Source organism: Citrobacter sp. KH_055_1, assembly GCF_057838705.1.
Genome location: NZ_CM174473.1, coordinates 489,642 through 503,936 on the forward strand (window position 1 = coordinate 489,642; position 14,295 = coordinate 503,936).

The 14,295-nt window shown below is 52.3% G+C and carries 20 protein-coding genes; 9 read left to right on the plus strand and 11 right to left on the minus strand.

Annotation, left to right across the window (positions count from 1 at the left end; translation table 11 throughout):
- Positions 1–38: 38 nt before the first annotated feature.
- The 9 genes from ptsN to AC3ITF_RS02480 all read right to left on the minus strand — a co-directional run bounded on the left by ptsN (position 39) and on the right by AC3ITF_RS02480 (position 6,806).
- Positions 39–530 carry a PTS IIA-like nitrogen regulatory protein PtsN gene (gene ptsN, locus AC3ITF_RS02440; RefSeq protein ID WP_096755500.1) on the minus strand — a complete coding sequence of 164 codons (492 nt, stop codon included), beginning with the start codon at positions 528–530 and terminating at the stop codon, positions 39–41.
- 83 nt (positions 531–613) lie between these two features.
- A complete protein-coding gene (hpf, locus tag AC3ITF_RS02445; RefSeq protein WP_003025078.1) occupies positions 614–901 on the minus strand; it encodes a ribosome hibernation promoting factor in 288 nt (95 codons plus the stop codon).
- Between the two features lie 22 nt (positions 902–923).
- On the minus strand, positions 924–2,357 hold the full coding sequence (gene rpoN, locus AC3ITF_RS02450; RefSeq protein ID WP_135911328.1) for an RNA polymerase factor sigma-54: 1,434 nt from the start codon (positions 2,355–2,357) through the stop codon (positions 924–926).
- Between the two features lie 46 nt (positions 2,358–2,403).
- Positions 2,404–3,129, minus strand: coding sequence for an LPS export ABC transporter ATP-binding protein (gene lptB / locus AC3ITF_RS02455; protein WP_040234138.1), 726 nt, complete (start codon positions 3,127–3,129; stop codon positions 2,404–2,406).
- Positions 3,130–3,135: 6 nt separating this feature from the next.
- The gene (gene lptA, locus AC3ITF_RS02460; RefSeq protein WP_115257377.1) at positions 3,136–3,690 is read right to left on the minus strand and encodes a lipopolysaccharide ABC transporter substrate-binding protein LptA; all 555 of its coding nucleotides are present in this window, start codon (positions 3,688–3,690) and stop codon (positions 3,136–3,138) included.
- A complete protein-coding gene (gene lptC / locus AC3ITF_RS02465) occupies positions 3,659–4,234 on the minus strand; it encodes an LPS export ABC transporter periplasmic protein LptC (protein WP_117342734.1) in 576 nt (191 codons plus the stop codon). The genes lptA and lptC overlap by 32 nt, the downstream gene beginning before the upstream one ends.
- A complete protein-coding gene (kdsC, locus tag AC3ITF_RS02470) occupies positions 4,231–4,797 on the minus strand; it encodes a 3-deoxy-manno-octulosonate-8-phosphatase KdsC (protein ID WP_115257379.1) in 567 nt (188 codons plus the stop codon). The genes lptC and kdsC overlap by 4 nt, the downstream gene beginning before the upstream one ends.
- Positions 4,798–4,828: 31 nt before the next feature.
- Positions 4,829–5,815: an arabinose-5-phosphate isomerase KdsD gene (gene kdsD / locus AC3ITF_RS02475; RefSeq protein ID WP_096755505.1), complete on the minus strand. Its 987-nt coding sequence runs from the start codon at positions 5,813–5,815 to the stop codon at positions 4,829–4,831.
- Between the two features lie 13 nt (positions 5,816–5,828).
- The gene (locus tag AC3ITF_RS02480) at positions 5,829–6,806 is read right to left on the minus strand and encodes a calcium/sodium antiporter (RefSeq protein ID WP_096755506.1); all 978 of its coding nucleotides are present in this window, start codon (positions 6,804–6,806) and stop codon (positions 5,829–5,831) included.
- A 215-nt stretch (positions 6,807–7,021) separates the two neighbouring features.
- Here AC3ITF_RS02480 and mlaF point away from each other — a divergent pair, with 215 nt between their 5' ends.
- The 7 genes from mlaF (at position 7,022) to murA (ending at position 11,872) form a co-directional block, all read left to right on the plus strand.
- On the plus strand, positions 7,022–7,834 hold the full coding sequence (gene mlaF / locus AC3ITF_RS02485) for a phospholipid ABC transporter ATP-binding protein MlaF (RefSeq protein ID WP_115257381.1): 813 nt from the start codon (positions 7,022–7,024) through the stop codon (positions 7,832–7,834).
- A 7-nt stretch (positions 7,835–7,841) separates the two neighbouring features.
- Entirely contained in the window at positions 7,842–8,624 is a 783-nt protein-coding gene (mlaE, locus tag AC3ITF_RS02490) for a lipid asymmetry maintenance ABC transporter permease subunit MlaE (protein ID WP_045448070.1), read from the plus strand.
- Between the two features lie 4 nt (positions 8,625–8,628).
- Positions 8,629–9,186 (plus strand): outer membrane lipid asymmetry maintenance protein MlaD, encoded by a 558-nt coding sequence (mlaD, locus tag AC3ITF_RS02495; protein ID WP_115259895.1) that lies wholly within the window; start codon positions 8,629–8,631, stop codon positions 9,184–9,186.
- Positions 9,187–9,204: 18 nt separating this feature from the next.
- Positions 9,205–9,840, plus strand: coding sequence for a phospholipid-binding protein MlaC (gene mlaC / locus AC3ITF_RS02500; RefSeq protein ID WP_115257382.1), 636 nt, complete (start codon positions 9,205–9,207; stop codon positions 9,838–9,840).
- Complete coding sequence (mlaB, locus tag AC3ITF_RS02505) at positions 9,840–10,133, plus strand: lipid asymmetry maintenance protein MlaB (protein WP_096755509.1); 294 nt, start codon at positions 9,840–9,842, stop codon at positions 10,131–10,133. Before mlaC ends, mlaB begins: the two co-directional genes overlap by 1 nt.
- A gap of 171 nt (positions 10,134–10,304) precedes the next feature.
- A complete protein-coding gene (gene ibaG / locus AC3ITF_RS02510) occupies positions 10,305–10,559 on the plus strand; it encodes a BolA family iron metabolism protein IbaG (protein WP_005121314.1) in 255 nt (84 codons plus the stop codon).
- Positions 10,560–10,612: 53 nt separating this feature from the next.
- On the plus strand, positions 10,613–11,872 hold the full coding sequence (gene murA, locus AC3ITF_RS02515; RefSeq protein WP_096755510.1) for a UDP-N-acetylglucosamine 1-carboxyvinyltransferase: 1,260 nt from the start codon (positions 10,613–10,615) through the stop codon (positions 11,870–11,872).
- Between the two features lie 56 nt (positions 11,873–11,928).
- Here murA and sfsB read toward each other — a convergent pair whose 3' ends face one another.
- Positions 11,929–12,213 (minus strand): DNA-binding transcriptional regulator SfsB, encoded by a 285-nt coding sequence (sfsB, locus tag AC3ITF_RS02520; RefSeq protein WP_115257384.1) that lies wholly within the window; start codon positions 12,211–12,213, stop codon positions 11,929–11,931.
- A gap of 236 nt (positions 12,214–12,449) precedes the next feature.
- On the minus strand, positions 12,450–13,421 hold the full coding sequence (ispB, locus tag AC3ITF_RS02525) for an octaprenyl diphosphate synthase (RefSeq protein ID WP_115257385.1): 972 nt from the start codon (positions 13,419–13,421) through the stop codon (positions 12,450–12,452).
- A 258-nt stretch (positions 13,422–13,679) separates the two neighbouring features.
- On the opposite strand from ispB, the gene rplU reads away from it, so the two are divergent.
- Positions 13,680–13,991, plus strand: coding sequence for a 50S ribosomal protein L21 (gene rplU, locus AC3ITF_RS02530; RefSeq protein WP_003025032.1), 312 nt, complete (start codon positions 13,680–13,682; stop codon positions 13,989–13,991).
- Between the two features lie 19 nt (positions 13,992–14,010).
- Entirely contained in the window at positions 14,011–14,268 is a 258-nt protein-coding gene (gene rpmA / locus AC3ITF_RS02535; protein WP_096755516.1) for a 50S ribosomal protein L27, read from the plus strand.
- Positions 14,269–14,295 lie beyond the last annotated feature (27 nt).

Sequence of the window (14,295 nt, forward strand, 5' to 3'; positions counted from 1 at the left end):
TTCTCCTCACAACGACAAAAAAGGGTGCCATTGGGTTGTTATGCTTCATCCTGTACACCTTCGGTGTCCGTGATGATTTGATACAGCTCCTGATCGCTCTGCGCGGAACGCAGGCGGCGACAGATGGTTTTATCCGCCAGACGTTTTGCAACCAGTGACAAGGTGTGCAAATGCGTCTTGGTTTGGTCTGCGGGAACCAGCAGGGCGAACAACAGATCGACCGGTTGATTATCAATGGCGTCGAATGCGATAGGCGTTTCGAGCTGCACAAACACGCCGACCGCGCGCATCGTGTCTTCTTCCAGCTTTCCGTGCGGAATGGCAATACCATTGCCGATGCCGGTACTGCCCATTTTTTCACGCGTCAGAATGGCTTCAAATACCACCTGAGAAGGCAAGCTGAGCTGCTTTGCTGCCAGTTCGCTGATGATTTCCAGAGCGCGTTTTTTGCTTTGGCAGTGAACACCAGAGCGCGTACATTCCTGGTTAAGAACAGTACTCAGTTGTAGAGTCGTATCGTTATTTGTCATAATTTCACCTAAGCGCTAACTGTACAAATGGCCCGTTGTGCTGCACAACAGGCCGTCCTGCACCCGCTAACTGCCCGGACAAGTTAGTGCTGTTTCAGTTTATCTTTATGTTTTGTTAACTGCCGAGCCAGTTTATCAATTAAACCGTCAATGGCGGCGTACATATCCTGACCTTCCGCGCTGGCATGAATTTCGCCACCGTTCACATGCAGTGTTGCATCCGAGATGTGTGTCACCTTCTCCACCTTCAACACAATATAGACCTGATTAATCCGGTCGAAATATTGCTCAAGTTTGGCGAACTTTGTGTTCACAAAGTCACGCAGTGCTTCAGTGATTTCGACGTTGTTTCCAGTGATGTTGAGCTGCATAGTGTCTTCCTTATCGGTTGGGTCAGACCAGCTGTTTGCGCTGGTTAGACGGCGGAATGGATAAAGACTCTCGGTACTTCGCAACGGTGCGGCGTGCCACCATGATACCCTGTTCTGACAGCATAGAGGTTAACTTGCTGTCACTCAGCGGTTTCGCAGGGTTCTCCGCAGCAATTAATTTCTTCACCAGTGCGCGTATCGCTGTAGAAGAGGCTTCGCCCCCGCCCTCAGTGTTGACGTGGCTGGAAAAGAAATACTTGAGTTCAAAAATGCCGCGTGGACTGTGCAGATACTTTTGCGTGGTCACTCGGGAAATGGTTGATTCGTGCATCTCGACGGCTTGGGCGATATCCGCCAGCACCATCGGCTTCATAAATTCTTCGCCTTTCTCAAAGAAGGCTTGCTGTTGCTCAACGATACATCGACTGACGCGCAACAGCGTGTCGTTACGGCTTTCCAGACTTTTAATCAGCCACTTTGCATCCTGGAGATTGGTGCGAATAAACTGGCTGTCGGCATCGTTGCGCGCGCCATTGCACATGGCGGCATAGTGCTGATTAATCTGTAGACGCGGAATGCTGTCGCTGTTCAGTTCGACGACCCAACGATCGTTATGTTTGCGCACCAGTACATCTGGGATCACGTACTCTGGCTCACCGGTTTGGATCGACTGCCCGGGTCTCGGATCCAGCGACTGGATCAGGTTGACGGCTTCTTTCAGCACATCTTCTTTCAACCGGGTAACGCGCATGAGCGAGCGGAAATCGTGATTGGCTAACAGATCGAGGTGATCGCTGATGATCAGGCGGGCTTCTTCCAGCCATGCTGTGGCTTTGTCAAACTGCGACAGTTGAATCAACAGGCAGTCGCGGAGATCTTTCGCCGCCACGCCAACTGGATCAAAACGTTGAACGCGTTTTAGCACGGCTTCGACTTCATCGAGACCAATGTCGTCATCACCCATGCTCTCGAGAATATCATCCAGAGAAACGGTGAGATATCCGGTGTCATCAACCGCATCGACAATTGACGTCGCAATGGCGCGATCGGTATCCGAGAACGGGGTCAATCCCACTTGCCACATCAGGTAATCTTGTAATGATTGCGTGGTTTCACCCTGATAAACAGGCAGTTCGTCGTCGATGTAATCCCCACTGGTGCCCGACGGTGTGCCTGCGGTGTAAATTTCATCCCAACTGGCATCCAGCGGCAGTTCTTCCGGCATCTCTTTTTGTTCGAGAGCATCTGCGGTATCGAGGGAATCGCTGTCCTGTTTTTCCTGGGTATCAATTTCGTCGTGAAGATCGGTTTGCTCGAGCAGTGGGTTACTTTCCAGCGCTTGCTGAAGTTCTTGCTGAAGTTCCAGCGTAGACAACTGCAACAGACGGATAGCCTGTTGTAGCTGAGGCGTCATTGCCAGTTGTTGGCTAAGCCTGAGTTGCAAACCTTGCTTCATGTTCAGAGTGGTTTTCTCCTGCAGTAACGTGACGTCTTCTACCCTATCAGAGTCTGAAGTCTTCCCCAAGGTATACGCGCTTAACGTGTTCGTCTTGCAGTATTTCGGTTGGCGTGCCGTGTGCTATCAGATGTCCCTGACTCACAATATAGGCGCGTTCACAGACCGCCAGCGTTTCACGCACGTTATGGTCGGTGATCAGCACGCCCAGTCCGCTGTCGCGCAGGTGTTCAATGATACGTTTGATATCAATAACGGAGATCGGGTCAACGCCCGCAAATGGTTCATCCAGCAGGATAAATTTCGGATTTGCAGCCAATGCACGAGCGATTTCCACACGGCGACGTTCCCCCCCGGATAGCGACTGTCCCAGGCTGTCCCGCAGGTGTTCGATATGGAACTCTTCCATCAATTCGTTAGCACGATCTTCGCGCTGTTCGCTGGAGAGATCGTCACGAATTTGCAGTACCGCCATCAGGTTATCAAACACGCTCAGACGACGAAAAATAGAGGCTTCCTGCGGTAAATAACCGATGCCGCGACGGGCGCGTGCATGCAGCGGCAGCAGGCTGATGTCTTCGTCATCGATGATGATGTTGCCCGCATCGCGCGGCACAATGCCCACCACCATGTAAAAGGTCGTTGTTTTGCCCGCACCGTTAGGGCCGAGCAGACCGACGATCTCCCCGGAGTTGACGGTCAGACTGACGTCTTCCACCACACGGCGGCCTTTATAGGCTTTTGCAAGGTTCTTTGCAGTTAATGTTGCCATAACGAATCAGTTACCTTTTTTCTCTGCCGGAGCTTTGGTTTTGTTTTTATCCTGCAGCTGTGACGGCACCAGAACGGTAGTGACGCGTTTGCCTTTATCGCTGAAGGCCTGCATTTTCTGCTCTTTTACCAGATAGGTAATTTTGTCGCCGGTGATGTTGCTGTCCACCTGCTCCAGATAGGCTTTACCCGTCAGCACAACGAAATCTTTTGCCAGTTCATAGTGCATCTGTAAGGCATGGCCGTTAACGGGTTTACCGTTATCCTGCATCTGGTAAAACGTTGCCGGATTGCCGTAGCCATCGATCACTTCTTTACCGTCTTCACCGCCCGGACGGGTCACGACAACCTTATCGGCATTAATTTTGATGGTGCCCTGCGTCACGATAACATTACCGGTAAATGTCACCACGTTACCCTGCATATCCAGGGACTGCTGATCCGATTCAATGTGAATCGGCTGCTCGGTATCGCCGGTGACGGCAAATGCCGGAATGCTGGCGGCCAGAAGGGAGCTGGCAAGCACAAGATTAAGGCTGAGTTTGTTTGTTTTGGATTTCATATGAGGTTCTAACCTTTTCAATCAGCTCGGCGTTCTTGCTGCGTAAATTGCCGCGCATCTTCAGTCCGCTGGAGTTAAATGTTGTTCCATACAACGTGACCAGATCGTTTGAGGTGACATCTTGCGTCACCAGGTTAATCTGCGCGTTATCGGTCGTAATTCTGCGTAGTTGAGAGTCTGCCACCAGGGCGTTGACTTCAACATGGCCATACAGATACAGCATCCGATCCTCAGTCAATTTGGCTTTATCAGCCTTGATAGACCAGGTCGGCACTTTATCCTTATCAAACGTGGTTAATACCGGTTGAGTAAACCACGAAACAGCCTGATCGGAATAATATTCAACGTGTTGAGCGATAAGTCGATAGCTCAGTGCGCCTTCCGGGCTATACACGACGCTGTCGGTATGTTCGCTCTTATAGGTCGGCTCGTTGTTATTGATTACCACCTGAGTGGTGTCGTCTTTGTCTGCCAGGTTAATACCGATCAGCACAAGGACGGCCAGCGACAGTAGAATGATAACCCAACGTCTGGTTTTGCTCATATCGATTGACCTTTGGCCTCGTCCAGTTTGCCCTGCGCCAGGAGTAATAAATCGCAGACCTCACGTACCGCGCCGCGCCCTCCATCAATGCGCGTGACATAGTCGGCACGGGGGATCAGCAGCGGGTGGGCATCCGCTACCGCCACGCTTAATCCGACTTTCGCCATCACCGGCCAGTCGATCAGATCGTCGCCGACGTATGCCACCTGTTCCGGCGCGATCGCCAGCTTGTTGAGCAGATCGTCGAAGGCGACCAGTTTGTCCGACTGTCCCTGGTACAGATGGGTAATCCCCAACGTGTTACAGCGGTCTTCTACAAGTTTAGCCTTTCGTCCGGTAATAATAGCAACCTCGATACCGGAAGTGAGCGCACAACGAATTCCGTAGCCATCACGGACGTTAAACGCCTTGAGCTCTTCGCCGTTGTTGCCCATATAAATCAGGCCATCAGACAGTACGCCATCCACATCAAGGATCAGCAGACGAATATTCTCTGCCCTGGTGATGACTTCAGCGCTGACGGGTCCATAACAGGTCGCAAGCGACGCACCTGCGTTACTCATTTCTTTTATCCTTGCGTTTCTACTCTACTTTTTACACTACGCCTGCACGCAGGAGATCATGCATATGTAACACACCGAGTAAACGGTCGCCATCAGCAACCATCACCGAGGTAATATGGCGGGATTGCATTAAATTCAGGGCGTCCACGGCAAGAATGCCCGGACGCACGCGAATGCCCCCGGGGGTCATCACGTCGGCAATCCCCAACTGACGAACGTCAACGCCCATATCAAAGACGCGGCGTAAGTCACCATCCGTGAAGATGCCGTCGATCTTCATGGTGTCATCGCAAATGACGGTCATGCCGAGATTTTTACGCGTAATCTCAAGTAACGCATCGCGCAGGCTGGCGTTTTTATTCACATGCGGGATCTCGTCGCCCGTATGCATAATATCGTTAACGCGCAGCAAAAGCTTACGCCCCAGTGCGCCACCGGGGTGCGACAACGCAAAATCTTCCGCAGTAAAGCCGCGGGCTTTCAATAATGCCACGGCGAGCGCATCGCCCATCACCAGCGTCGCGGTTGTGCTGCTGGTCGGCGCCAGACCTAATGGGCAGGCTTCCTTGGGTACTTTAACACACAGATGCACATCTGCTGCACGCGCCATGCTGCTTTCCGGACGACCGGTCATGCAGATAAGCGGGACGTGAAGGCGTTTGAGCACCGGAATTAATGCGGCAATCTCATTGGATTCACCGGAATTAGAAATGGCGATCACCACGTCCTGCGGCGATACCATGCCCAGATCGCCGTGTGCGGCTTCACCAGGATGTACGAAAAAGGACGGCGTACCGGTACTGGCAAACGTGGCGGCCATTTTGCGCCCGATATGCCCGGATTTCCCCATTCCCATCACCACAACTTTACCCGCGCAGTTGACGATTTTCTCACAGGCGAGGGTAAAGTTCAGGTCGATGTACTGATCAAGCTCCGCCAGGCCTTCACGTTCAATAGCCAGGACTTCCTTGCCTGCTTGCTGAAAGTCAAAACCCGGTTGCAACTCTAAGTGCGACATAATGCGTTTCCAGTTATCCAACGAGAAGTGGCGATACCCAATACAGCATCGCCAGCCATATGATAAAACCGCCGGTCAGCAGCGCACCCGCGCCGCGACCAATCTGGCGCGGACGTCGCCAGCAGAGTAATGCAAAAATAACACTTACCAGTAGCATCACACTGTAGTCACGGACGAAGGCCATCGGATTGACCTCGCCCGGTGTGATCAGTGCGGGGAGTCCGAGAACGATAACAATATTAAAAATGTTGGCCCCGATGATGTTGCCGACAGCAATATCATTTTCACCCTTACGCAGGCCCGCGATAGCCGTTGCCAGCTCTGGCAGGCTGGTGCCAATCGCCACCACCGTTAATCCGATGGTGAGTTCGCTCATGGCAAAGTAATTCGCCAGTACGGTGGCGTTATCGACCACCATTCGCGTTGCCATTGGCATAATAATCAGCGCAATGCCCAGCCACAGAAAGGCGACAGGTAGTCCTCCTTCGCGCGGCAGTTCTGCCACTTGCTCCCGGGTCAGGCTGTCATTGCCTTCCCGTTCCGCCAACCGCGCGATTTTAACAATGAATAGCAGCCATAGCACGGCCAGAAGCAGAAGAAAAAAACCATCGCTGCGGCTTAGTTCCCCGTCGTACAGCACGGATGCGGCCAGAATACTGACCAGCAACATTAGCGGTAATTCGCGACGCAGAACATCAGAATGCACGGTAAAAGGGTGAATCAGCGCTGACAGGCCTAAAATCAGGAGAATATTGGTGATGTTTGAGCCGAGCGCGGTGCCGACGGCTAAATCGAGCTGCCCATTCATAGAGGCGGCAACGGAGACAATAATTTCAGGTAACGATGTGCCTATGCTGACGACGGTCATCCCAATGATGATGGGGGGAATGCCGAAGGTGCGGCATAAAATAGAGGCGGCAAATACCAGACGGTCGGCACCGTAGACCACCAGAAGTAAACCAATTATTAACAGCGCCGTCGCTAAAAGCATCTAAAGTCCTTTCTTCAGGTATACTCGCCGGTCCACGTGAAGGATCTTCTGGAAGCCGTAACGAAGTCTTAATTTTGACTTTATGCGGCTAAAAAGTAAAACAAATGCCAGCTTTCGCTAACCAGAGCGGGTAATAATCTGTAAATATGTTGGGTTCATGGCTAAATTGAGCGCCAAACTCTTCGATCAACGAGGCAATAGTAAAGGATGAATCAATGGGTCAGTCTGTGGCGAATCTAGTCGATATGCACGATGTCAGCTTTTCCCGAGGCGACCGCTGCATTTTTGATAATATTTCCCTGACGGTGCCGCGCGGCAAGATAACGGCGATCATGGGGCCATCAGGCATCGGCAAAACGACGCTGTTGCGTCTGATTGGCGGACAAATTCCCCCGGATAAGGGTGAGATCCTGTTTGATGGCGAGAACGTCCCGGCCATGTCTCGTTCGCGGTTATACACCGTGCGTAAACGTATGAGTATGCTGTTTCAATCGGGTGCGCTGTTTACCGATATGAACGTGTTCGACAACGTTGCCTATCCGCTACGTGAGCATACGACGCTACCCGCGCCGTTGCTGAAAAGCACGGTGATGATGAAGCTTGAGGCCGTTGGCCTGCGCGGTGCAGCAAAATTAATGCCTTCTGAATTATCTGGTGGGATGGCGCGACGTGCCGCACTTGCACGCGCCATTGCGCTGGAACCAGACCTGATCATGTTTGATGAGCCGTTTGTCGGTCAGGACCCCATCACCATGGGCGTGCTGGTGAAGCTGATCTCTGAACTGAACAGCACGCTGGGTGTCACCTGTGTGGTGGTGTCTCATGATGTGCCGGAGGTTCTGAGTATTGCGGATTACGCCTATATAATGGCGGATAAAAAAATTGTGGCCTACGGTAGTGCTCAGGCACTGCAAGAAAATGCCGATCCGCGTGTACGTCAGTTCCTCGATGGCATTGCTGATGGGCCGGTTCCGTTCCGCTACCCGGCGGGTGATTACCACTCCGATTTACTTAAAACAGGGAGTTAAGCCATCCATGTTGTTAAATGCGCTGGCCTCACTCGGACATCGAGGGATTAAAACCCTCAGGACGTTCGGGCGTGCCGGATTAATGTTGTTCAATGCGGTAGTCGGCAAGCCGGAGTTTCGCAAACATGCGCCGCTTCTGATCCGTCAACTCTATAATGTCGGCGTCTTATCGATGCTGATTATTATCGTTTCTGGCGTGTTCATCGGTATGGTGTTGGGGCTGCAGGGATACCTGGTTCTGACGACCTACAGTGCGGAAACCAGTCTTGGTATGCTGGTGGCGCTTTCGCTGCTGCGTGAACTGGGACCGGTTGTGGCGGCGCTGCTGTTCGCCGGGCGAGCCGGGTCGGCCTTAACCGCAGAAATTGGTCTGATGCGGGCAACCGAACAGCTTTCCAGTATGGAAATGATGGCGGTTGATCCCCTGCGTCGGGTGATATCCCCACGCTTTTGGGCGGGGGTGATTTCACTGCCGCTGCTGACGATTATTTTTGTCGCGGTAGGTATCTGGGGCGGTTCACTGGTCGGCGTAAGCTGGAAAGGTATTGATGCAGGCTTTTTCTGGTCTGCGATGCAAAATGCCGTCGACTGGCGCCTGGACCTGGTCAACTGTTTAATTAAGAGCGTGGTGTTCGCCATTACGGTCACATGGATTGCATTGTTCAATGGTTATGATGCAATCCCGACCTCTGCCGGGATTAGCCGGGCAACGACACGTACCGTTGTGCACGCCTCTCTTGCCGTTCTGGGGCTGGATTTTGTGCTGACCGCACTGATGTTTGGGAATTGAGTTCATGCAAACGAAAAAAAATGAAATTTGGGTCGGGTTATTCCTGTTGGTTGCGCTGCTGGCGGCGCTGTTCGTCTGCCTGAAAGCAGCTAACGTCACTTCTATGCGTACTGAGCCGACCTACACGATTTATGCGACCTTTGATAACATTGGCGGCTTGAGAGAACGCTCTCCGGTGCGGATTGGCGGGGTAGTTGTTGGACGCGTGTCGGACATTTCGTTGGATCCGAAATCGTACCTGCCGCGTGTGACGCTGGAGATTGAATCGCGCTTTAACCAGATTCCAGATACCAGTTCGCTGAGTATCCGCACTTCCGGTCTGCTGGGTGAGCAATATCTGGCATTGAACGTCGGTTTTGAGGATCCTGAACTGGGAACCGCTATTCTCAAGGATGGTGATACGATCCAGGACACCAAATCGGCGATGGTGCTGGAAGATATGATTGGTCAGTTCCTTTACAACAGTAACAGTAAAGGCGATGACAATAAGAATTCTGGCGATGCGCCGACTGCGGCTCAGGGTAATAATGAAGCCACCACGCCTGCGGGCGCGACGAAATAATCTCAGGAGAATCGACATATGTTTAAACGATTGATGATGGTGGCTATGCTGGTCATTGCTCCACTTAGCGCAGCAACGGCAGCGGATCAAGCCAACCCTTACAAACAGATGGATGAGGCGGCGCAGAAAACCTTCGACCGTCTGAAGAACGAACAGCCGAAAATCCGTTCTAACCCGGATTACCTGCGTGATATCGTCGATCAGGAGCTGTTGCCGTACGTGCAGGTGAAATATGCCGGCGCGCTGGTGCTGGGTCGTTATTACAAAGAAGCGACGCCTGCACAACGTGACGCGTATTTTGCTGCGTTTCGTGAGTACCTGAAACAGGCCTACGGCCAGGCGCTGGCGATGTACCATGGCCAGACTTATCAGATTGCCCCGGAACAACCGCTGGGTGACGCGACCATCGTGCCGATCCGTGTCACCATTATCGATCCGAATGGCCGTCCTCCGGTACGTCTGGATTTCCAGTGGCGTAAAAACTCCCAGACCGGTCACTGGCAGGCGTATGACATGATCGCCGAAGGCGTCAGCATGATCACCACCAAACAAAATGAGTGGAGTGACCTGCTGCGGACCAAAGGTATTGATGGCCTGACGGCGCAACTGAAATCTATTTCTCAGCAGAAAATCACCCTGGAAGAGAAAAAATAATGACGCAGTCACTCGCCTGGGCGCGTGAAGGTGACAAGTTGTTGCTGGTGGGGGAACTGGATCAGGACGTGTTAAACCCATTATGGGATGCGCGTGTTGAAGCGATGAAAGGGGTTACCTGCATCGATCTGAGCCAGGTTTCCCGGGTTGATACCGGTGGACTGGCACTGCTGGTCCATCTTATTGACCAGGGCAAGAGGCAGGGGAACCGTGTTGTACTCAGCGGTGTGAACGATAAGGTTTATACGCTGGCAAAGCTTTACAATCTGCCTGACGATGTCCTTCCGCGTTAATTTTTTGTAGGCCGGATAAGGTCTTGTGCCGCCATCCGGCAAACCCCCTGAGGGGGTAGCAGCCACCAAAGCCTTGTCTGATTTATCGGCGAGGCTTTTTGCTTATTTATGACAGCGCAACTTTGCTCTAAGATGTTGGGCTGTTTTCACTATCTGACGAATGAAGAGCCCATGGAAAATAATGAAATTCAGAGCGTGCTGATGAACGCACTCTCCCTCCAGGAAGTCCACGTCTCTGGCGATGGCAGTCACTTTCAGGTTATTGCCGTGGGTGAGATGTTTGACGGCATGAGCCGGGTCAAGAAGCAGCAATCGGTCTATGGCCCATTGATGGAGTACATTGCGGACAACCGCATTCATGCCGTGTCGATCAAAGCATTTACCCCAGCGGAATGGGCACGCGATCGCAAACTTAACGGTTTTTGAGCTACGGGTGATGCGCCGGTAGCGAATATGAATTCTTAACAGAGAACAGAATAATGGATAAGTTTCGTGTACAGGGGCCGACTAAGCTCCAGGGCGAAGTCACAATTTCAGGCGCTAAAAACGCCGCACTGCCAATCCTGTTTGCGGCATTGCTGGCAGAAGAACCTGTCGAAATCCAAAACGTCCCGAAACTGAAGGACGTTGATACCTCGATGAAGCTGCTGAGTCAGCTGGGCGCAAAGGTTGAACGTAACGGTTCCGTGCACATTGATGCTCGCGACGTTAACGTCTTCTGCGCGCCATACGACCTGGTAAAAACCATGCGTGCGTCTATCTGGGCGCTGGGGCCGCTGGTGGCTCGCTTTGGTCAGGGCCAGGTATCACTGCCGGGCGGCTGCACAATTGGCGCGCGTCCGGTTGACCTGCACATTACCGGTCTGGAGCAGTTAGGGGCGACCATCAAGCTGGAAGAAGGCTATGTGAAGGCGTCCGTTGATGGCCGTCTGAAAGGCGCGCACATCGTGATGGATAAAGTGAGCGTCGGCGCGACGGTCACTATCATGTGTGCGGCTACGCTTGCCGAAGGTACGACCATCATCGAGAACGCCGCGCGCGAGCCGGAAATCGTTGATACCGCGAACTTCCTGATTGCACTGGGTGCGAAGATCACCGGTCAGGGCACCGATCGTATCACCATCGAGGGCGTTGAGCGTCTCGGTGGCGGCGTGTATCGCGTTCTGCCAGACCGTATTGAAACCGGGACGTTCCTGGTGGCAGCGGCGATTTCTCGCGGCAAAATCATCTGCCATAACGCACAACCGGACACGCTGGATGCCGTTCTGGCGAAACTGCGTGATGCAGGTGCGGATATTGAAGTCGGGGCAGACTGGATTAGCCTCGACATGCACGGCAAGCGTCCGAAAGCGGTCAATGTGCGCACTGCTCCGCATCCGGCGTTCCCGACTGACATGCAGGCACAGTTCACGCTGCTGAATCTGGTGGCAGAAGGCACCGGCTTCATCACGGAGACCGTGTTTGAAAACCGCTTCATGCACGTGCCTGAACTTAGCCGTATGGGCGCTCACGCAGAGATTGAAAGCAATACCGTGATTTGTCACGGCGTTGAAACGCTCTCCGGCGCGCAGGTGATGGCAACGGATCTGCGTGCATCAGCAAGCCTGGTACTGGCAGGCTGTATTGCAGAAGGCACCACGGTAGTTGATCGCATTTATCACATCGATCGTGGCTATGAGCGCATCGAAGATAAGCTGCGTGCGCTGGGCGCAAATATCGAGCGCGTGAAAGGCGAGTAATAGCCAACGTGTCTAGTGACCCCTTGGTTTTTGCTCAGGGGTCACTGTTCAGCACTTCACTCGAGGGGCATTTTCTCTTTACGCACTCTCATCATCCGTGTTCTGTCGATGAATTCATGCGTCTTTGCGTCGTGATATCGTGACGGCCAAATTACCCAGGGTTCCGTGCCTAGCGCTTTCGCGATAATGACTTCTCCTTTTGGCCATGGACGAGTTAACGCATTTGCCAGCGTTGATGAACTCAACCCATTTCTCCGCGACTCTGCGGCCATTGAGGTCCCTTTCTTGCGCAGTCCTGCGATGATATCAGCTGGATGCCAGTCAATGAGTTTGCTTTCCATACGTCCCTTTCTCCTTTGGTTCACCACTTATGGTTTAACAATTAGCCAGTAGTGACACTATACTCGCGGAGAACGAATGTTCTAAAATGTTCGAGTAAAGGATTTATATATTCAGAATAAACCAAGATTTTTTCTAGTGTTATGTAAAATCGTTGTGTTTATTGGAATTTACTGGAATATAAAAAATCCCGTGCAGTGCACGGGATGATGTTATACGAAGAAAGGTGAGGAAAGGATTAACGGTCGCGCTGTACGGCGATATGTGCCAGGCCAATCAGGGCTTCTTTCCATTGCGTTTCAGGGAGTACCTGAAGCGCGGCGATGGCCTTGTCGGCCTCTTCTTCTGCACGCTGGCGGGTCCATTCCAGCGAGCCGCAGGCGTTCATGGCCTCCAGAACCGGCTCCAGAAGATGACGCCCGTTTCCTTGCTCGATAGCCTGACGAATCATTTGCGCCTGTTCTGGGGTACCGTGGCGCATCGCATGCAGCAGCGGCAGCGTCGGTTTCCCTTCGTTGAGATCGTCGCCCACGTTTTTACCCAGTTGCTCGCCGTCTGCGCTGTAATCGAGTAAGTCGTCGATTAACTGGAAAGCTGTGCCAAGATAGCGGCCATAATCCTGCAAGCCTTTCTCTTGTTCTTCGCTGCAGCCGGCAAGAATACCAGAGCACTGTGCCGCCGCTTCAAACAGGCGCGCTGTCTTGCTGTAGATGACGCGCATGTAGTTTTCTTCGGTAATGTCAGGGTCGTTGACGTTCATCAATTGCAGAACTTCACCCTCAGCAATGACGTTCACTGCCTTAGACATCACTTCCAGCACTTTCAGTGAGCCAAGGCTGGTCATCATCTGAAAGGCGCGGGTATAGATAAAATCGCCGACCAGTACGCTGGCTGCATTACCAAACGCTGCGTTTGCCGTTGCTTTCCCACGGCGCATGTCGGATTCATCCACCACATCGTCATGAAGCAGGGTTGCGGTGTGGATAAACTCGATTAGGGCCGCGATCGTAACGTGGGCGTTTTCCTGATAGCCAACGGCGCGAGCAGCAAGTACGGCGATCATTGGGCGAATGCGTTTTCCGCCGCCGCTGATGATGTAGTACCCCAACTGATTGATCAACTGGACGTCGGAATTGAGCTGTTCAAGGATTGTCGCATTGACACCCGCCATATCTTGCGCGGTTAACTCATTGATTTTTTCTAAATTCATCGCAAAAGCCGGGCTTCTCGCCCCGATTACCTCACTGTATGGCAAGGTAACTACGGGTTTAGGGTTAGAAATATATGCTGATTGTACTGAAAAAACGCCACAGATAAACGTTACCATACACGTTGTGTTTTTTTTCTGCATGTATTGACGGTAGCACTTGTCAAAGGCTCGCGTTTTGCGTAATATTCGCGCCCTATTGTGAATATTTATAGCGCACTCTGAATCATCAAAAAGGTGTGCGCGGAAGCGGAGTTTTTTATGTACGCGGTTTTCCAAAGTGGTGGTAAACAACACCGAGTAAGCGAAGGTCAGACCGTTCGCCTGGAAAAGCTGGACATCGCAACTGGCGAATCTGTTGAATTCGCAGAAGTTCTGATGATCGCAAACGGTGAAGAAGTCAAAATCGGCGTTCCTTTCGTTGATGGCGGCGTTATCAAAGCTGAAGTTGTTGCTCACGGTCGTGGCGAGAAAGTTAAAATTGTTAAGTTTCGTCGTCGTAAACACTACCGTAAGCAGCAGGGCCATCGTCAGTGGTTCACTGATGTGAAAATCACTGGCATCAGCGCTTAAGTTAAGAGGAGCAGATTAAATGGCACATAAAAAGGCTGGCGGCTCGACTCGTAACGGTCGCGATTCAGAAGCTAAACGTCTGGGCGTAAAACGCTTTGGCGGCGAAACAGTTCTGGCAGGTAGCATCATCGTTCGTCAACGTGGTACTCAGTTCCACGCTGGCTCTAACGTAGGCTGCGGCAAAGACCACACTCTGTTTGCTAAAGCAGACGGTAAAGTGAAATTCGAAGTGAAAGGCCCGAAAAACCGTCGTTTCATCAGCATTGTTGCTGAATAAGTTTTTCGCGTCCCGGTAACGGATGAA